The following is a 19,311-nucleotide window of genomic DNA, read 5'->3' as shown; positions in this document are numbered from 1 at the left end:
GGGGTATCGTCGCCTGGGAAATCGTACTGAGACAGCAGTTCACGAACTTCCATCTCTACCAGTTCCAGCAGCTCTTCGTCATCAACCATGTCGCACTTGTTCAGGAACACGATGATGTAAGGAACGCCTACCTGACGACCCAGCAGGATGTGCTCACGAGTCTGAGGCATTGGGCCGTCAGTCGCAGCAACAACCAGGATCGCGCCGTCCATCTGCGCAGCACCGGTGATCATGTTTTTAACATAGTCGGCGTGGCCTGGGCAGTCTACGTGTGCGTAGTGGCGAGTCGGGGTGTCGTACTCAACGTGAGAGGTGTTGATGGTGATACCACGAGCTTTTTCTTCTGGTGCGTTATCGATCTGGTCGAATGCACGAGCAGAACCACCGTAGGTTTTTGCCAGAACGGTAGTGATTGCAGCGGTCAGCGTTGTTTTACCATGGTCAACGTGGCCGATAGTACCGACGTTAACGTGCGGTTTTGTACGTTCAAACTTTTCTTTAGACATCGATTGTCCCTCTAAGACACGGATAAATCGGTGATATCACCACATCAACCAGGCGAAATGCCTGAATTGTTGAATACAGTAAAATTGAAACAGAGAGAAACGGGAAGGAGAAGTGAAGTGGTGCTGATACCCAGAGTCGAACTGGGGACCTCACCCTTACCAAGGGTGCGCTCTACCAACTGAGCCATATCAGCACGTATTGGAGCGGGCAGCGGGAATCGAACCCGCATCATCAGCTTGGAAGGCTGAGGTAATAGCCATTATACGATGCCCGCATCCTGAAACTCGGCTACCCAGTTCTTTCTGTAACAAAAAAAGAGATTTCTCTCTTTTTCAGTTTGAGCTGGCTAATTTTTCCAACCAGCTCCGGCGGCATTTACGCTGCCAGAAAGTGGTGGTGGGGGAAGGATTCGAACCTTCGAAGTCTGTGACGGCAGATTTACAGTCTGCTCCCTTTGGCCGCTCGGGAACCCCACCGGACTTGATGGTGCCGACTACCGGAATCGAACTGGTGACCTACTGATTACAAGTCAGTTGCTCTACCTACTGAGCTAAGTCGGCATCAAGTAGCGCGCATTCTATGGATACCTGCGCGGTCATGCAACTAAAAATTTGCATAAAACGTTCTTTCGCTCACATTTTATGCGAACGAAGCGCTAAGCGCTGTAAAAGTAGTCATTGCGGGTCAAATAATCAACATGCACGCGTGATTTACACTATATACACCATAGCGTGACGGCTTCCGCGTAACGCAGCGCTATCCATCTTTTTTCTTATTATTCCTGCCATCTGGTGTTAACCTCCTGCCCATTGTCCAAAATTAACTGTGTGATGAGCCACGATCCGGCAGTATAGCGCTGGCTCACTGAAGCATGCTTATGAGCAAAAAAGAGCAAACGTTAATGACGCCTTATCTTCACTTTAACCGCAGCCAATGGGCTGCCCTGCGTGATTCCGTCCCTATGACGCTGACGGAAGGTGAAATCGCACGGTTAAAAGGGATAAACGAAGATCTGTCCCTTGAAGAAGTGGCAGAAATTTATCTCCCCCTCTCGCGCTTGCTTAACTTCTATATCAGCTCGAACCTGCGTCGTCAGGCGGTGCTGGAGCAGTTTCTCGGGACGAACGGTCAACGCATTCCTTATATCATTAGTATCGCAGGCAGCGTGGCCGTGGGTAAAAGCACCACCGCACGCGTCCTGCAGGCACTGTTGAGCCGCTGGCCGGAACACCGCAGCGTGGAGCTGATCACGACCGACGGCTTCCTGCATCCGAACGAAGTATTAAAAGAACGCGGGCTGATGAAGAAGAAAGGCTTCCCGCTCTCTTATGATATGCACCGTCTGGTGAAATTTGTCTCCGATCTGAAATCCGGCGTGCCTCACGTGACGGCGCCGGTCTATTCGCACCTGATCTACGATCGCATCCCGGGTGGGGATAAGACGGTGGTCCAGCCGGATATTCTCATTCTGGAAGGTCTCAACGTGCTGCAAAGCGGCATGGACTATCCTCACGATCCGCATCACGTCTTTGTCTCGGATTTCGTCGATTTCTCTATTTATGTCGATGCGCCGGAAGACCTGCTGCAGAACTGGTACATCAACCGCTTCCTGAAGTTCCGCGAAGGGGCATTCACCGATCCGGATTCCTATTTCCACCACTATGCTCAGCTTTCTGAAGAAGAAGCGATCAATGTGGCGACGGGGCTGTGGAATGAGATCAACTATGTGAATCTTAAAGAGAACATCCTGCCGACGCGCGAGCGTGCGAGCCTGATCCTCACCAAGAGCGAGAAGCACGCCGTCGACCAGATTCGCCTGCGGAAATAATAAAGCAGACATAAAAAAACCGGCTTAGCGCCGGTTTTTTTCGTTATGCGTGTGGCTTCTCGCCATTTTCATCCTGATCGACCGCGAAGCAGGCCACCAGTTGACCACCATACTCCTTCAGCTGCGGCTGGAGCTGGGTGCACGGGCCAAAGCGGCGACTGCAGCGGGCGTTGAATGCACATCCCGGAGGCGGATTCAGCGGGCTTGGCAGTTCACCCGTCAGCTTAATACGCTCACGACGATCGTCCGGGTTCAGACGCGGCGTCGCAGACAGCAGCGCCTGGGTATAAGGGTGACGAGGGTTATTAAAGATCTGGTCTTTGGTCCCCTTCTCCACGCAGCGCCCCAGGTACATCACCATCACTTCATCGGCAATATGCTCCACCACCGACAGGTCGTGGGAGATGAACACGTAGGAGAGCCCCAGCTCCTGCTGGAGATCCATCATCAGGTTCAGCACCTGCGCCCGCACGGAGACGTCAAGCGCCGACACCGGCTCATCGGCAATCACCACGTCCGGGTCAAGCATCAGCCCGCGTGCGATGGCGATACGCTGACGCTGGCCACCGGAGAACATGTGCGGGTAGCGGTCATAGTGCTCGGTTTTGAGGCCGACCTTCGCCATCATCGCCAGCGCTTTTTCACGGCGCTGCTCTTTGCTCAGATTACTGTTGATCAGCAGCGGCTCTTCCAGAATCTGCCCCACCTTTTTACGCGGGTTCAGCGAACCGTACGGGTTCTGGAACACAATCTGGATTTTCTGGCGACGCAGCTTCTGCGCCTGCGGGTCGTGCTTGAGCAGATCCTGCCCCTGATAATAGAGCTCGCCGCCAGTCGGCACTTCAATCATCGTCAGCAGACGGCCCAGCGTGGATTTCCCGCAGCCGGACTCCCCCACCACCGCCAGCGTTTTACCGCGTTCGAGGTTAAAGGAGACGCCGTCCAGCGCTTTCACCAGGCGTTCAGGGGCAAACAGCCCCTTCTTCACCGGGTAATATTTTTTCAGGTCGATGGCCTGCAACAGCGGCTGTTGCGTGGTGGCCTGTTGCGTACTCATAGTGTTGGCCTCCCGGCATCATCGAGTGGGTAGTGGCATTTCGACTGACGACCGTCAGCCAGCTGGTTCAGCTCTGGTTCTTCCGCCCGGCATTTGTCCGTCGCATACGGACAGCGCGGATTGAGTAGACAGCCCTGCGGACGGTCATATTTGCCCGGCACCACACCCGGCAGCGACGCCAGACGCGCTTTATCCTGAGCAAACTCCGGCAGCGCGCGTAAAAGCGCCTGGGTATACGGGTGACGCGGCGCGCGGAAGATATCGTGTGAATTTCCGGTCTCGACCACCTGGCCGGCATACATCACGATGATTTTGTGCGCAGCTTCAGCCACCAGCGCCAGATCGTGCGTAATCAGCACCAGCGCCATGTTCTCTTTCTGCTGCAGCTCCAGCAGCAGCTCGATGATTTGCGCCTGGATGGTCACATCCAGCGCCGTCGTCGGTTCATCGGCAATCAGCAGCTTTGGCCGACAGGCAATCGCCATGGCGATCATCACGCGCTGGCTCATCCCGCCTGAAAGCTGGTGCGGGTAAACGTCCAGACGCGATGCCGGGTCAGGAATGCCCACCTGGTTCAGCAGATCGATCGCCCGCTGACGACGCGTTTTCTTATTCCCGCCCTGGTGCACCTTGATTGCTTCCATAATCTGGAAACCGACGGTGTAGCACGGGTTCAGGCTGGTCATCGGATCCTGGAAAATCATCGCCACTTCCGCGCCCACCAGCTGGCGGCGCTGTTTCTCAGAAATGCGCTTCAGGTCCTGACCGTTGAACTGCAGGTTTTCCGCCATCACGCGGCCCGGGTAATCAATCAGCCCCATGATCGCCAGCGAGCTCACTGACTTACCGGAACCGGACTCCCCGACAATGCCAACCACTTCGCCCTGATTTACGCTGTAGCTGATGCGGTCCACGGCGCGAAACGGGGTGCCTTCATCGCCGAAGTGCACCGATAATTTATCTACATTTAATAACGCCATCTCGTGCCTCTTACTGCTTCAGTTTGGGATCAAGCGCATCACGCAGGCCATCACCCATCAGGTTAAATGCCAGCACCGTCAGCAGGATTGCCAGACCCGGGAAGGTGACAACCCACCAGGCGCTTTGTGCGAACTGCAACACGTCGGAGAGCATGGTGCCCCACTCCGGTGTTGGCGGCTGCGCACCCATGCCCAGGAAGCCAAGAGCGGCCATATCAAGAATGGCGTTAGAGAAACCGAGCGACGCCTGAACGATCAGCGGCGCAAGGCAGTTAGGGAAGATATTGACGAACATCTGGCGCATCGCACCGGCACCCGCCACGCGAGAGGCGGTGACGTAATCGCGGTTCACTTCCACCAGCACCGCCGCACGGGTTAAACGCACGTAGTGAGGAAGCGCCACGAACGTCAGCGCCAGGGCGGCGTTACCGATCGACGGACCGAAGATCGCCACCAGCACCAGGGCCAGCAGCAGGCTTGGCAGCGCCAGCATGATGTCGACGATACGCATGATGATGTTATCAACGATACCGCCGAAGTAGCCGGCAACCAGACCCAGTACGATCCCCATAATCAGGGATAACACCACCACCAGGCAGCCGACCAGCAGCGACAAGCGCGCACCGTACATCAGACGCGACAGCACATCGCGGCCCACATCATCGGTCCCCAGCAGGTGCGCCAGGCTACCGCCATCCTGCCAGGCAGGCGGGGCGAGCAGCGCATCGCGGAACTGATCCGCCGGGTTATACGGCGCGAGGACGTTCGCAAACACCGCAATCAGGATCATGATAGCGACATACACCAGCCCCACCACCGCGCCTTTGTTGCGCTTGAAGTAGTGCCAGAACTCCTGCATCGGCGTCATCGGAACCGGTGCAGCAACAACTTTGTTTTCAGAAACCTGTGACATGATGGCCCCTTACTTCTTATGACGAATACGCGGGTTCACCACGCCGTACAGCAAATCGACCAGCAGGTTGACGAGGATAATCATCGTCGCGACCAGCAGCACACCGCCCTGCACCACCGGATAGTCACGGCGTTGCAGCGCGTCAATCAGCCAGCGACCCAGGCCCGGCCAGGAGAAGATGGTTTCGGTCAGGATCGCCCCCGCCAGCAATGTCCCCACCTGGAGACCGATAACGGTCACCACCGGCAGCATGGCGTTACGCAGCGCATGGACGATGATAACGCGCATACGCGTCAGGCCCTTGGCGCGCGCGGTGCGGATATAATCCTCACCCAGCACTTCCAGCATCGATGAACGGGTCATACGCACGATCACCGCCAGAGGAATGGTGCCCAGCACCATGGCAGGCAGGATCATATGCGCGACGGCATCCATGAAGTTGCCCTCTTCGCCCCAGATAGCCGTATCAATCAGCATAAAGCCAGTGAGCGGGTTGGAGTCATCCAGGAAGACCATATCGCTGACGCGCCCGGAGACCGGTGTCAGGTTAAGCTGCACCGAGACCAGCATGATCAGCATCATGCCCCACCAGAAGATAGGCATGGAGTAGCCGGTCAGCGCCAGGCCCACAGCGGTGTGGTCAAAAATAGAGCCACGCTTAACGGCAGCCAGTACCCCGACAGGAATACCCACCGCGGTGGCGAAAATCATGGCGCAGACGCCAAGCTCCAGCGTCGCTTTAAAACGCGGCACGAACTCGTCCCACACCGGAAGACGGCTTTTCAGTGAAATCCCTAAATCACCGTGCAGCACGCCCCAGATATAGTGGAGATACTGCTGCCACATTGGCTTATCGAGGCCGAGTTCAGCCAGCAGCTGTGCATGGCGCTCAGGGGAAATACCACGCTCGCCCGCCATAATCATTACCGGGTCGCCGGGGATCATATGGACGAAGGCAAAAGTGAGAAGGGTGATACCGATAAACGTGGGGATAACAAGTCCCAGACGTCGGAGGATGAACTGCAACATAACCCGGATTCTCTCTGATGACGCACGACCAGTGGCGTGACGTCTGTATTGCTCACAAATCTTATCCCCTCTCCTTTCAGAGAGAGAATTAAGCACTGCTGCCGGGTGGCGCTACGCTTACCCGGCCTACATACCGTAGGCCAGTGCAAGCGCAGCGCCGCCTGGCGTTGCTTTTAATTATTCAACCGATACGTTTTCGAAGTGGTGTTTGCCCAGTGGATCAACCACGTAGCCTTTCACTTCTTTACGCACTGGCTCGTACACGGTGGAGTGAGCAACAATCAGCGCCGGAGCCTGATCGTGCATAACAACCTGCGCCTGCTTGTACAGTTCAATACGTTTGTTGTGATCGTCGGTCGCACGCGCCGGCTGGATCAGGTCTTCAAACGGCTTGTAGCACCAGCGAGAGTAGTTAGAACCGTCTTTCGCTGCAGCACAGCTGAACAGGGTAGCGAAGAAGTTGTCCGGATCCCCGTTGTCACCGGTCCAGCCCATCATCACTGCCTGGTGCTCACCCGCTTTGGCGCGCTTCAGGTACTCGCCCCACTCGTAGGTCACAATCTTGGCCTGTACGCCAATCTTCGCCCAGTCAGCCTGAACCATTTCTGCCATACGGCGTGCGTTCGGGTTGTACGGACGCTGTACCGGCATCGCCCACAGCTCAACGGTGAAGCCTTTATCCTGGCCCGCTTCTTTCAGCAGCGCTTTCGCTTTCTCAGGATCGTAGGAGTAGTCTTTAACGTCGTCGTTATAGCCCCACATGGTTGGTGGGATCAGGTTTTTGGCTGCAACGCCAGCGCCCTGGTAAACCGCCTTGATGATCGCTTCTTTGTTCACCGCGTAGGTCAGCGCCTGACGCACTTTCACGTCATCAAACGGTTTCTTCTCGGTGTTGAAGGAGAGATAGCCCACGTTCAGGCCAGCCTGCTCCAGCAGGTTGATGTTCTTATCCTGCTTCATGCGGGCGATGTCAGCCGGGTTCGGGTATGGCATCACCTGGCATTCGTTTTTCTGCAGTTTTGCATAACGTACTGACGCATCAGGCGTAATGGAGAAGACCAGACGATCAATCTTCGGCTTGGTGCCCCAGTAGCCTTCGAATGCTTTATACAGAATACGGGAGTCTTTCTGGTACTGCAGCAGCTGGAATGGACCGGTACCGATTGGGTTCAGGTCGACTTTTTCCGGCGTACCGGCTTTCAGCATGTTGTCCGCGTACTCTTTGGACAGAATTGAGGCGAAGTCCATGGCCAGGTCAGCCAGGAACGGTGCTTCCGGACGCGTCAGCACGAACTGAACGGTATTATCGTCCACTTTTTTCACTTCAGAGATCAGATCCGGCAGACCCATCCCTTCGAAGTATTCATAGCTGCCGCCAGAGACTTTGTGGTACGGGTTCTGAGCGTTTTTCTGACGGTCGAAGGAGAACACAACGTCGTCGGCGTTAAAGTCGCGCGTTGGTTTGAATTCTTTGCTGTCCTGCCACTTCACGCCCTTGCGCAGGTGGAAGGTGTAGGTTTTACCGTCTTCGCTGACGTCCCACTTCTCGGCCAGACCCGGAATCACTTCCGTGGTGCCGGTTTTGAATTCAACCAGACGGTTATAGATCGGTACAGAGCTTGCGTCGTAAGTCGTACCAGAGGTAAAGAGCTGTGGGTTAAAGCCTTCCGGCGAGCCTTCAGAACAGTAAACCAGGGTTTTTGCCTGTACGCTTGCTGCCACGGTCATAGCCACCAGGCTCAGACCAAGCTTCAGCATCCCTGACTTCTTCAAGGAAATACTCATTATTCTGCTCCAATGTGATGTTTTGCTTTGTTGTGTTACGCCGCCAGACCTTTATTTATTTTTTACCCGGTCCGGTCGGAGGTGCCCGAAGGCGTTAAAGGGATGGAGAATCCTTTCAGAAGAGCGTTTGAGTTGCAGCGCAGATCGTCCCTGAAATGCCCCTCATGCCCTACAATCTGTCAACAGAATGTGAAAACGTCAATACAGGTGACGGGGATTTACGCTGAGTGTGAGAAACCGCAAACAAAGATTAAAAAAACCATGAGCGTCAGTTTTCAGCAGGGAAATTTATGCTACTCGCTATGTTGCAGCACAACTATCTTCATATTTCGCAACAATCAGTGATTAACTTTTATTCAGAATGGGTAAATTTTCTTGCAGAATGGTGATTATCTGAGCACTAAATACCGCGAACGTTAAAACGCACAGCGAAAAATGCTGAGGTTATCCATAAGCAACGCGAAAAAAGATCAATCTATATATAAAAAAATACAATGGATTATGTCACAAAATCGTTAACAGGCAGGGAGAAGCGGGCGTAAGGGGCGTTTTGATTACTCTGAAGAGCTAAGGCCATAATGCAAAAAGGGCTAACCTTACGGTTAGCCCTTTTCAGAATGTGGTCGGCGAGAGAGGATTCGAACCTCCGACCCACTGGTCCCAAACCAGTTGCGCTACCAAGCTGCGCTACTCGCCGAATGCGGAGCGCATCTTACTGCTGAGGTGCGCCCCCGTCAATCCCTTATTTTCAAAAAGCCATTCAACTGGCGATATTCTCGCCAAAGCAGCTACTGCGCGGCTTTTGCGCTGTTATCAGGGAGTTTACACCAGTTGTTGTTTTCGTTAATCCCACCGTTCGGTGAGGTGTAGCCGAGACAACCCATAATGGTGTCGTACAGCTCAACGTGACGACGCGGCACCTTCATTTCCGCCTCTTTCTTCAGATGGGCAAACATCTTCGCTTTCTCCGGGTCTTCCAGATACTTATCGGACATCCACACCATCATTGGCACGCGGAACTGCTCCGGTGGTGCCATCTTGCGTGGCGTACCGTGCAGATGCTCGAACTCATTGATAGATTCACCGTGGTCCGCCGCATAGAAGACAATAGCCTTCTTATCGCGAACCTGGTCAATCACCGAATCAATAAAGTGATCCACATACATCACGGAGTTGTCATAAGAGTTAATCAACTGGGCTTTGGTGCAGTCTTTATCCACTCCGACGCACTCCGGCGTCCATTTGGCAAAGCTGCGCGGGTAGCGCTGTGTGTAGTTAAAGTGCGACCCTTTGGTATGAAGGATGATCATATGCTTACCATCAGGGTTCCCGTTGAGTGAGAGTTTCATCTCATCAATCAGCAACATGTCATCGACAAGTTTGCCACGGTTGCGCGCCTCTGCGCCAATCTGCTCGCGGTAGGAGATGTTTTGCGCCATGGTGTTGCTGTAGAACCACATCTCACTCTGCATCGCATAGAGGTCGGAGGTAAACCCAAGCTGATGCAGCACCGAGAAGACGTTTTGCTCTTTTAGCGTACGCTGCGGGTTATCGCTCGCCCCGCCCTCGCGTACAAACATGCAGCGCAGGGAAAGCTTGGTGGCGGTATCACAGGAATAGCCACGATAGGCAATCAGGTTCTTTTCCTGCGCCAGTTTAGGCGTGGTATCACGGTTATAGCCGAGAATGCCCATATGATCCCAGCGTGTGGTCTCTCCGATAATAAAGACGACGTAGGTATCGTCGATATCCTTTGGCGCCACATAGGTAAACTTCTTCGCCGGGTTTATCAGCGACTTATTATCCGAGGACTCATCCACCTGCGCCCACGCATACAGCCCCAGCGCGGAGATCCAGTTAGACGGTAAATAAGAGTTGGCAACCACGCCACCGTAGCTCGGCATATCCACGCCGGAGGTACGCTCATCATTCTTCTGCTTCACCTCCAGCAGACGAATCGGCCCCCAGACCATCAGGCCCGCCAGCAGCACCACGGCGACGCTTCTGAATCGCTTTCCTGGCGTGCGGATCTGGTGAACAAGGGTATAGCGGCAGCGGTTGCTCCAGATGAGCAGCAGCGGCAAGGCGCTGACCGCTACCAGCCAGAGGATAAAGTGCAGCCCCACAACCTCTTTAGAGAGGTCGATATCCGTGGTCATCACCGAGGCAATAATGCCGTAGCCAATCACCACGTTCATAAAAGTCATGTAATAGCTGGCACCCGCCGAGCACAGCACGATAAACGTTGCCAGCACTCGCCACACGCGACGGCCAAACAGGGTAAGAATACGGAATAAAAAGAAGGTGACCAGTACCGCAGCGACCAATTCGACAACCGCTGCAATTCCTTTCCAGACGGTAAAATCATGCGCGTAACCGTCAAACCGACGGAAAAAAACTGCGCCGTTCATAAACAGGCCGATGTACAACGCCAGCAAAAAGCAGAGCTTTTGTTGCGCCATCGATTTAATGTATTTCATGCAAGCTACCCGGAAAAAGGGACAGTACCGCCGCCCACCTCGATTAAAAAGTGGGCAGATTAGACATACGCTCAGGGGATCGTTCAATGAAACGTCTACAGGCGTGGTAAGTAGACCACAGGGAAGCGGAAAAGTGGCAGCAGAGAGTGTGATCAGTACAGTTATTTACAAAAAAGCAAATCCAAAAACAGACAAAATCGCTTTATTTCCAGGTTAAGAAAATAAAAAGGCCGGATTACCGGCCTTTCTCGTCGCGATTATGCATGAACTTCTTTAAAAACTTCACATTGCGGCTGGCGAATCGTGGTTGACAGCGCCAGGGAGATAATCAGCAAGGCAAATATCACGCAGAAGGTTACGTAGAACCCGCCGAACAGGGAAGCAATCAGCGAGCCACAGATACTACCGATCCCGAAGCCCAGATAGATCACGCCGTAGTTTTTCGCCAGATTGTTCAGGCCAAAGAACTCGCTCACCAGTGACGGGAAGACGGTAATGGTGCCGCCGAAGTTAAAGGCCACGCAGGCAATTGCCGCGAAGAAGGTGGCTTCATTCAGCGGAGCGAACAGCAGCGCCGCCATACCGACCAGCGAAACCACCTGCCCAATCGTAATCACGCGGATGCGGGCGATTTTGTCGGACAGAATACCGAGGACCAGACGACCGGAGAGGTTAGCAATGGAGATCACGGTCACCGCGTTGGCCGCCGTGGCTGCATCCAGTTTCACCATCCCCTGCGCGATATCTTTCGCCACGCCGATGACATACAGGCCGCTCATGCAGGCCGTCAGGAACATCACCGCCAGCATCCAGTACTGCGGTTTACGCATCGACTGCGCGAGAGTGAAATCATTCTCCACCACGCCATTCACGGATTTCACTTCCTGCTGCGGCGCATCCTTCATCAGCGTGGCGCCGAACAGAATCATCACCAGCACGATTGCGCCCCAGATCATGAAGGTTTTTTCGAGGCCGACGGACGCCAGCAGATGGGCATCGATAAATTTGAACCCGAGGCTGCCCAAACCATAAGAACCAATGGCAAACGCAGAGATTAAGCCTTTACGTTCCGGGAACCACTTCACGCAGTTTGACAGCGTCAGCAGATAGCCCGCGCCGTCCGCCAGTCCCACCAGCACGCCCGCACTCAGCCAGAGCATCATCAGATTGCTGGAATGCGCGGTCAGGAAAAAGCCCAGTCCCAGCAGGATGCCGGACGCCATGGTCACGCGCTTCACGCCAAAACGCTCCTGCAGCTTGCCCGCGACGGAAGATGAAATCGCCAGACCCAGGCTCAGCAAACCAAAGGAGAACGCGACCTGGCTGACCGGTGCGCCGAGTTTGTCAGAAAGCGCACTGTTAAACAGGCTCCAGGTATAGACCGATCCCAGCGCAAACTGAGTGACGATGGTGCCAAAGAGCGTGAGCCAGCGCGTGCGGTTATAGGTTGATGTGTTCATGGCAGTTGTCCTGCAAGATAAATTGAGGGAATTCGCTGAGGACAACGATAAACAAAACCTCAATATGCCTGGGGTAAAACGGCATGAAATGCAGGCGGAACGGAATGAAATGCCTGGAATCGGGAATGAATGACCTGGCACGGGAATAAAGCGACAGCGTGTTAGTATCTGCTATCGCTGTAAAGCCCGTGGTTATTGTATTCGAGATGTTATCGTAACGTTTAAAAAAGTAACAATTCTAGAAATTGGCGCTGACGCCGAGGGTGTATAAAAACTCCTCACCGGTGGTGGTATGCTCCCCCTGAGCCAGCGAGGCATAGGCCGCCATGTGCGTATTAAAGGGAATATCCGTTCCCACGGTGACATCCATCCAGCTGCCGTTTTGGGCAGGAGCTGGCGTTTGTGGCATACCAAACTGCGATTTCCACTGGTTTTCACCAAACTGTTGGTTATAGCTGATCTGCGCCCAGGGCCGGAGATCGCCGTACTGGGTGTTAACGCGCCACCCCAGCGTGCTGACGCTGGCATGCCAGAGCGGGTCCGTAACTGACTGTGTCGACGCGCTATCACCAAACTCGTTGATCATCATGGGAGCCGTGCCGTCGTACCGCCACGCCACCACCGGGCCGGTGGTCATTCGCGCTGAAACGGGAAAATTCCAGCCTACGCTCATCGCCCCCTCTGTCGTGCTGCCAGATGGTATATTCAGAGCAAGACCCGGCGCATTTTTCGAAGACTGAATACGCTCCGCGAGAATATCCTCATAGCGCGGTTGGTGATCCGCGTCCCATGTATAGCGTTCCGCCGTATTATTTTGGGCGTCTGAAACGATATATTCCTGTTGCCAGGCAGACGCTGTATTACAAAAAAACAGGCAGGCTGAAATCCCCACCAGGCCAGACACAGCATGGCGACCACTGATTTTTTTTATCATCTTCAACGCGACCCCAGAGAGAGCCGAATTCGGCGATAGTTGTCGTTATTCAGGAAGAGCTTAGAGAGCATATGGCCCTGTATTAACTATTGTCTTTATAGTAAACACGTCAAGCCAGTCAGAACGAAATTTTTGCGAAATCAGTATCAATAAGGGAGATGACGGATGGAACGTTGCGGTTGGGTAAGCCAGGATCAGCTTTATATCGACTATCACGATCGGGAATGGGGCGTGCCGGAAAGGGATGGCAAAAAGCTCTTTGAGATGATCTGCCTGGAGGGCCAGCAGGCGGGGTTATCATGGATTACGGTACTGAAAAAACGCGAAAATTACCGCAGCGCTTTCCACCAGTTCGACCCCGTCGCCGTCGCCGCGATGACCGATGAGGACGTCGAGCGACTGGTGCAGGATGCCGGCATCATCCGCCATCGCGGCAAGATCCAGGCCATTATCGGTAACGCACGCGCTTATCTGGCGATGGAACAAAACGGCGAATCATTTTCAGATTTTGTCTGGGCGTTTGTGAATAACGATCCGCAAGTCACGGAGGCGACCACGCTCGCGGAAATTCCGGCCGCCACTCCGGCCTCGGATGCGCTCTCGAAGGCCCTGAAAAAACGCGGCTTTAAGTTTGTCGGCTCCACCATCTGCTACGCCTTTATGCAGGCCTGTGGCCTGGTCAACGACCACGTTACCGGCTGCTTCTGTCATCCGGGAGGCCATCATGATCCGCAAATGGCAAAATGAAAATACCGCGCCGCTGCTGAGCCTGTGGCTGGAAAGCACCACGGAAGCGCATCCGTTCATCGCGCCGAATTACTGGAAAGAGAATGAGGCCATGGTGCGGGACGTTTATCTGCCGTCCGCTGAAACCTGGGTCTGGGAGCAGGACGGCGAACCTTGCGGATTTATCAGCGTGATGCAGTCTCAGTTTGTCGGCGCCCTGTTTGTGGCGCCGTCATGCATCGGGAAAGGCATCGGGCGCGCGCTGCTGAACCATGTTCAACAGCGCTTCCCGCACTTAACCCTGGAGGTGTATCAGAAAAATGTCCGGGCGGTGAATTTCTACCATGCTCAGGGCTTTCGCATTGAAGACAGCGCCTGGCAGGATGACACCCAACACCCGACGTGGATCATGAGCTGGCAGGCGGATCAAACGCCGTTAAGGTAAGCTCGGGACCCGTATATTTCTCGACCCAGGCCAGCGCCGTGTTCCCTGCGCAACCATTCCCCAGCTTCGAGCTGGGGAGATCTTTGGTCAGCACGTTAACCGCCCCGTTTTTACAGATACCGCCTTCGGCGAGCTCAAGGTCAGGCCATGCGCCCTGATGAATGCAGATCACGCCCGGCTTAATCCCGTCGCTCACCACCGCCCCTGCCAGCACTTGTCCACGCGCGTTCCAGACGCGCACCACGTCGCCGTCCGCAATCCCGCGCGCTTGCGCATCAAGGGTATTCAGCGTGATGGGCTCTCGCCCGGCGACCGCATACTGCTCGCGCAGGGAGGTATAGTTAAGCTGGCTGTGCAGACGGTGCGCGGGATGGGCAGATAATACCTGCAGCTGATCCGGCCGGGCGTTGCCGTGCCATTCGTCCGGCTCGAGCCACGTGGGATGCGGCGGGCAGTCAGCATAGCCAAAGCTGGCGATGCGCTCGCTGTAGATCACGATCTTGCCGCTCTCGGTTTTCAGCGGGTGGTTCTCCGGATCGCGGCGGAAATCGGCAAAACGAACAAACTTCGCGTTCTGTTCGCTCTCCGGCATTTCGACGATCTGGTTCGCCTCCCAGAACTCAGTAAATGGCGGGAGCGTCACGCCCTGCGCCGCGCCGCGCTGCCCGGCAATCTGGTAGAAGGTTTCCAGCCATTCGAGATCGGTTTTTCCCTCGGTAAAACGCGCGCGACCGCCCGCTTCCCACCGCTCGCTCAGTTCAGCAAACACGTCGAAATCATCACGCGCCCCATCGCGCGGGGCCACCACGCGCTTCATCGGGACCATATGCTGATTGCTGTAGTCGCCGGTCATGGTGAGATCGTTACGCTCAAACGAGGTGGTCGCCGGGAGCACGATATCAGCGTGTTTCGCCGAGGCGGTCCAGAAGCACTCTGAAATCACCACCAGCTCCGGCTTCTGCCAGGCGCGGATCAGGCGGTTGGTATCCTGATGGTGCGTGAAGTTCGACCCGCCCGCCCACCAGACAAATTTAATATCCGGGAAGTGGCGGTCGAGACCATTGTGCTGATAAAAACCGCCCGGATTTTCCAGGGCTTCAACAATACGCGCCACCGGGATTTTATCCACGGCGTCCACGCCCCCCTGCACCGAACCTTGCAGAGACGCCAGCACCGCCGCTTTACGCGTGGGGTTACCGCCATTGGCAAAGTGATAGGAGAGACCAAAACCGCCGCCCGGCGTACCGATCTGCCCCAGCATCGCAGCAAGGGTCACCAGCATCCAGTGTTTCTGCTCGCCAAACTGCTGGCGCTGCATCCCCCAGCCGGACATCAACATCGTGGTGTTTTTATGGAATAACGCCGCCAGTTCGCGGAGCTTCTGCGCAGAAACGCCACAAATCTCTGCTGCCCACTCTGCCGTTTTCGCCACCCCATCGGAGCGACCCGTCAGATAGTCGGCGAATTTATCGAAGCCGGTGGTACAGCGCGTCAGGAATTCGACATCGTGCCAGCCGTTTTCCACCAGGGTATGAGCGATACCCAGCATCATCGCCACGTCAGTGCCCATATGCGGGGCAATCCACTCGGCGCTGTCGCCGAAGAAATCCAGGGTTTCAGAGCGCATCGGGTCAATGCAGATGATGCGCTTGCCGCTTTTGCGCAGCGCGTCGAAATAGCCAATGCCCTGCTCGTCGCTGGCATTCCAGGCAATTTTCAGCGTGTTAAGAGGGTTAGCGCTCCACAGCACCACCACGTCGGTATGTTCCAGCACCAGCGGCCAGCTGGTCTGCTGCTGGTACACCTCGTTCCCGCCCACGACGTACGGCATGATCGCCTGCGCTGCACCGGTGGAGTAATCCCCCAGATGACCGGTATAGCCGCCCGCCAGGCTCATATAGCGCTGCAGCAGCGTCGACGCCTTGTGCAGCACCCCGTTAGAGCGCCAGCCGTAGGACCCGGCGAAAATGGACGACGGACCGTAACTGTCGCGAATGCGCTTGTGCTGGGTGTGGATCAGCGCCAGCGCGTCATCCCAGCTCACGCGAACAAACTCATCCTGACCGCGAATGCCCTGCGGCTTGTCAGGTGAGGCGAGAAAACCTTTACGCACCATCGGCCAGCGCACGCGTGTTTTGCTGTGCACCTGATCGCGAACGACGGTCTGTAAAGAGTTGGGATGTTGTGTTGGCAATGCTCCGCGAGACGACAGAACATTTTCGCCATCGGTTTCGACCAGCATCGGCCCCCAGTGGGCGGCGGTCAGAATGGTTTTCGTTGAGGTGCTCAAGCGTGCGCTCCTGGTTGCGTGCAGGTTTTACGGCCTTCTTGCTGAGACCGTTTATGGTTTGTCACAAATTTCAGAGTTATACCCGGAATTTTCTCCGTATCTGGACGTCATAATCAACTGCCACGTTCGCCGTGGCAAAGAATAAAAAGGATTAAGGAAAGAAGATGAAAAAACGCGTACTCGTTATTGCCGCTCTGGTGAGCGGTGCACTGGCTGTTTCTGGCTGCACAACCAACCCTTACACCGGTGAGCGCGAAGCGGGTAAATCCGGCATTGGCGCGGGTATCGGCTCGCTGGTCGGCGCAGGCGTTGGGGCGCTCTCCTCCTCCAAGAAAGACCGCGGCAAAGGCGCGCTGATTGGCGCAGCGGCGGGCGCGGCCCTGGGCGGCGGCGTCGGTTATTACATGGACGTGCAGGAAGCAAAACTGCGCGACAAAATGAAGGGAACCGGCGTGAGCGTGACGCGCAGCGGCGATAACATCATCCTGAACATGCCGAACAACGTCACCTTCGACAGCAGCAGCGCAACGCTGAAACCCGCGGGTGCGAACACCCTTACCGGCGTGGCGATGGTGCTGAAAGAGTACAACAAGACCGCCGTGAACGTGATTGGCTACACCGACAGCACCGGCAGCCAGGATCTGAACATGCGTCTGTCCCAGCAGCGCGCCGATTCCGTGGCCAGCTCGCTGATTACCCAGGGCGTTGAAGCAAACCGCATCCGCACCAGCGGCATGGGCCCTGCCAACCCTATCGCCAGCAACAGCACGGCGGAAGGCAAAGCGCAGAACCGCCGCGTAGAGATTACGTTAAGCCCAATTTAGTAGGTAAAAGCAAAACGGCAACCCCGTTGCCGTTTTTAGTGTTTGCTCCCTCTCCCGTGGGAGAGGGTTGGGGTGAGGGCATCAGGCCGCAACCTCCGGTAAGCGCAGCGCCACCGGGCAAATTACTTGATTCGTCCGATTTTCCCGCTAAGGTATTCTCACTAAATTCAGGGAAATCAGCGATGAGCAAACCAGCCCGGGCCACCATCAGCGACGTGGCGAAAGCCGCCAAAACCGGCAAAACCAGCATTTCGCGCTACCTTAACGGCGAGAAACACCTGCTGTCCGATGCGTTGCTGGCGCGTATTGAACAGGCCATTGCCGATCTCGACTACCGTCCCAGCCTCATGGCGCGCGGGCTCAAACGTGGCCGCACCCGCCTTATCGGGCTGATCATCGCCGATATCACCAACCCCTACTCCGTGAACGTGCTCAGCGGTATCGAAGCCGCCTGTCGCGAGAAAGGCTTTACGCCGCTGGTCTGTAATACCAACAACGAAGTCGACCAGGAGCTGCATTATCTCGACCTGCTGCGCAGCTATCAGGTGGAAGGGATTGTGGTCAACGCGGTAGGCATGCGTGAAGAAGGCTTAAATCGCCTGCAGCAATCCTCCCTGCCCATGGTCCTCATCGACCGTAAAATCCCGGAATTTGCCTGCGACGTGGTCGGGCTGGATAACACCCAGGCCGCCACGACCGCCACCGAACATCTGATTGAACAGGGCTTCGAGGCCATTCTGTTTCTGAGTGAACCGCTGGGGATGGTCAACACCCGACGTGAACGCCTGAGCGCATTTCGCGCCACGCTGGAGCGTTATCCCGGCGTGATCGCCGAAAATGCCGAAACGCCGCTTCACGAAGCCGGGCAGCTTGACAACACCCTGCGTCAGTTCCATACGCGCCATCGTGGGATGCGCAAAGCGGTTATCTCCGCCAACGGGGCGCTGACGCTGCAGGTTGCCCGCTCGCTCAAGCGCATTGGCCTGCACTGGGGCAGCGACATCGGTCTGCTGGGGTTTGATGAACTGGAGTGGGCGGAGCTGGCTGGCGTCGGCATTACTACCCTCAAACAGCCCACCTGGCAGATTGGCTATGCTGCTGTTGAACAAGTCGTTCGTCGTATTGAAGGCACCAGCGATGCCGTTCGCGAGCAGGTCTTCTCCGGCGAGCTGATCGTTCGTGGCTCCACCGCGCGTTAAATTTCCCTTGTGATAGCGATCATAAATTCAACATCCTGACCTTTTCTTTGGAACCGGTTCCATCTAGCGTAATAGTATTGATATGTTGCGATGGAGTCCGAAGATGGGCAGGAAAATTATGGTGGTCACCGCCGCGTACGGTGCGGAACAGGTGCGACAGGCGGGCGGTCAACGGGCGATGCTCCCCGTTATTGCTGGCGCGGGGGCAGACGGCGTGGAGATCCGCCGGGAACTGTTCAACAGCGAAGAGCTGCTGGCGCTGCCTGCGCTGGGCGAATCCATTGAGCTGCTGGGTCTGCTGGCGTGCTACTCCGCACCCGCCGCCCTGTTTATGCCCGACGGCACCCTCAACCCGGACCTGCCCCGCTATCTTTCTGAAGCCAACACCCTGAACGCACTTTGGCTGAAGGTGTCCCTGGGCCATTTCCGCGACGCGCAACCTCTGGACGCCCTGCGTACGCTGCTGAATACCAGCGGCATGGCGCTGGTCGTGGAGAACGATCAGACCGACTGCGGACAGCTCGCGCCCATGCAGCGCTTCCAGGCCGCCTGTCGGGAAATGGCGCTCCCCGTCACGCTGACCTTCGATATGGGGAACTGGCTGTGGGTGGGCGACTCCCCTGAAGAGGCCGCGCGTCACCTGGCCCCTGCGGTGAGCTATATCCACGTGAAGGCCGCCGTTCCGCATAAAGATAACTTCCGCGCCGTCGCACCGGACCGCGCCGATGCGCGCTGGCTGGATCTGCTCGGCCAGCTGCCTGCCGATGCCCCGCGCGGTATCGAATTCCCGCTGGAAGGGGCGGATTTAACCGCCGTTACCCGCCATTACGTCAACCTGCTGCGCGAGGAGTAAA

General features: G+C 55.9%; 16 protein-coding genes and 5 tRNA genes. 6 read left to right on the top strand and 15 right to left on the bottom strand.

The window, feature by feature from the left end:
• From ACOTXT_RS14285 to ACOTXT_RS14265, 5 genes are all read right to left on the bottom strand, one after another.
• Positions 1-506: GTP-binding protein (locus tag ACOTXT_RS14285; RefSeq protein ID WP_004152698.1), on the bottom strand; the 506-nt coding region annotated here is incomplete at its 3' end.
• A 118-nt stretch (positions 507-624) separates the two neighbouring features.
• A tRNA-Thr gene (locus ACOTXT_RS14280) sits at positions 625-700 on the bottom strand.
• 6 nt (positions 701-706) lie between these two features.
• Positions 707-781 (bottom strand) — tRNA-Gly (locus ACOTXT_RS14275).
• 117 nt (positions 782-898) lie between these two features.
• A tRNA-Tyr gene (locus ACOTXT_RS14270) sits at positions 899-983 on the bottom strand.
• A gap of 8 nt (positions 984-991) precedes the next feature.
• A tRNA-Thr gene (locus ACOTXT_RS14265) sits at positions 992-1,067 on the bottom strand.
• A 317-nt stretch (positions 1,068-1,384) separates the two neighbouring features.
• Here ACOTXT_RS14265 and coaA point away from each other — a divergent pair.
• On the top strand, positions 1,385-2,335 hold the full coding sequence (gene coaA / locus ACOTXT_RS14260) for a type I pantothenate kinase (protein WP_021242480.1): 951 nt from the start codon (positions 1,385-1,387) through the stop codon (positions 2,333-2,335).
• A gap of 43 nt (positions 2,336-2,378) precedes the next feature.
• On the opposite strand, the gene dppF is transcribed toward coaA, so the two are convergent.
• From dppF to ACOTXT_RS14215, 9 genes are all read right to left on the bottom strand, one after another.
• Positions 2,379-3,392, bottom strand: a complete 1,014-nt coding sequence (gene dppF, locus ACOTXT_RS14255) for a dipeptide ABC transporter ATP-binding subunit DppF (protein ID WP_008502773.1) — start codon at positions 3,390-3,392, stop codon at positions 2,379-2,381.
• A complete protein-coding gene (gene dppD / locus ACOTXT_RS14250) occupies positions 3,389-4,372 on the bottom strand; it encodes a dipeptide ABC transporter ATP-binding protein (RefSeq protein ID WP_008502772.1) in 984 nt (327 codons plus the stop codon). Before dppD ends, dppF begins: the two co-directional genes overlap by 4 nt.
• A gap of 10 nt (positions 4,373-4,382) precedes the next feature.
• Positions 4,383-5,285 (bottom strand): dipeptide ABC transporter permease DppC, encoded by a 903-nt coding sequence (gene dppC, locus ACOTXT_RS14245; protein ID WP_008502771.1) that lies wholly within the window; start codon positions 5,283-5,285, stop codon positions 4,383-4,385.
• 9 nt (positions 5,286-5,294) lie between these two features.
• On the bottom strand, positions 5,295-6,314 hold the full coding sequence (dppB, locus tag ACOTXT_RS14240) for a dipeptide ABC transporter permease DppB (protein ID WP_008502770.1): 1,020 nt from the start codon (positions 6,312-6,314) through the stop codon (positions 5,295-5,297).
• Positions 6,315-6,491: 177 nt separating this feature from the next.
• On the bottom strand, positions 6,492-8,099 hold the full coding sequence (dppA, locus tag ACOTXT_RS14235; protein WP_008502769.1) for a dipeptide ABC transporter periplasmic-binding protein DppA: 1,608 nt from the start codon (positions 8,097-8,099) through the stop codon (positions 6,492-6,494).
• A gap of 620 nt (positions 8,100-8,719) precedes the next feature.
• Positions 8,720-8,796, bottom strand: a tRNA-Pro gene (locus ACOTXT_RS14230).
• Positions 8,797-8,887: 91 nt separating this feature from the next.
• On the bottom strand, positions 8,888-10,579 hold the full coding sequence (gene eptB, locus ACOTXT_RS14225; protein ID WP_421625329.1) for a kdo(2)-lipid A phosphoethanolamine 7''-transferase: 1,692 nt from the start codon (positions 10,577-10,579) through the stop codon (positions 8,888-8,890).
• A 257-nt stretch (positions 10,580-10,836) separates the two neighbouring features.
• Positions 10,837-12,039 (bottom strand): L-lactate MFS transporter, encoded by a 1,203-nt coding sequence (locus tag ACOTXT_RS14220; RefSeq protein ID WP_333165688.1) that lies wholly within the window; start codon positions 12,037-12,039, stop codon positions 10,837-10,839.
• Between the two features lie 238 nt (positions 12,040-12,277).
• Positions 12,278-12,973: an autotransporter domain-containing protein gene (locus ACOTXT_RS14215; RefSeq protein WP_333165685.1), complete on the bottom strand. Its 696-nt coding sequence runs from the start codon at positions 12,971-12,973 to the stop codon at positions 12,278-12,280.
• A gap of 165 nt (positions 12,974-13,138) precedes the next feature.
• Between ACOTXT_RS14215 and tag the strand changes: the two genes are divergently transcribed.
• Positions 13,139-13,720, top strand: coding sequence for a DNA-3-methyladenine glycosylase I (gene tag / locus ACOTXT_RS14210; RefSeq protein ID WP_023617180.1), 582 nt, complete (start codon positions 13,139-13,141; stop codon positions 13,718-13,720).
• Positions 13,698-14,144: an N-acetyltransferase gene (locus ACOTXT_RS14205; RefSeq protein ID WP_008502764.1), complete on the top strand. Its 447-nt coding sequence runs from the start codon at positions 13,698-13,700 to the stop codon at positions 14,142-14,144. The genes tag and ACOTXT_RS14205 overlap by 23 nt, the downstream gene beginning before the upstream one ends.
• On the opposite strand, the gene ACOTXT_RS14200 is transcribed toward ACOTXT_RS14205, so the two are convergent.
• Positions 14,107-16,386: a molybdopterin guanine dinucleotide-containing S/N-oxide reductase gene (locus ACOTXT_RS14200; RefSeq protein ID WP_333165691.1), complete on the bottom strand. Its 2,280-nt coding sequence runs from the start codon at positions 16,384-16,386 to the stop codon at positions 14,107-14,109. The two genes, ACOTXT_RS14205 and ACOTXT_RS14200, sit on opposite strands and share 38 nt — an antisense overlap.
• Before the next feature lie 212 nt (positions 16,387-16,598).
• On the opposite strand from ACOTXT_RS14200, the gene ACOTXT_RS14195 reads away from it, so the two are divergent.
• The 3 genes from ACOTXT_RS14195 (at position 16,599) to ACOTXT_RS14185 (ending at position 19,310) form a co-directional block, all read left to right on the top strand.
• Positions 16,599-17,258, top strand: coding sequence for an OmpA family lipoprotein (locus ACOTXT_RS14195; RefSeq protein WP_129345854.1), 660 nt, complete (start codon positions 16,599-16,601; stop codon positions 17,256-17,258).
• Between the two features lie 182 nt (positions 17,259-17,440).
• Positions 17,441-18,457 (top strand): LacI family DNA-binding transcriptional regulator, encoded by a 1,017-nt coding sequence (locus tag ACOTXT_RS14190; protein WP_008502761.1) that lies wholly within the window; start codon positions 17,441-17,443, stop codon positions 18,455-18,457.
• Between the two features lie 103 nt (positions 18,458-18,560).
• On the top strand, positions 18,561-19,310 hold the full coding sequence (locus ACOTXT_RS14185) for a sugar phosphate isomerase/epimerase family protein (RefSeq protein ID WP_032623049.1): 750 nt from the start codon (positions 18,561-18,563) through the stop codon (positions 19,308-19,310).
• Position 19,311: the final 1 nt, after the last annotated feature.

The organism is Enterobacter cloacae complex sp. IR5422, from assembly GCF_049238165.1.
Taxonomy (GTDB): Bacteria; Pseudomonadota; Gammaproteobacteria; order Enterobacterales; family Enterobacteriaceae; genus Enterobacter; species Enterobacter roggenkampii.
Note: the sequence above shows the minus strand (reverse complement) of the source record. Positions and strands in the feature narration are given on the sequence as shown.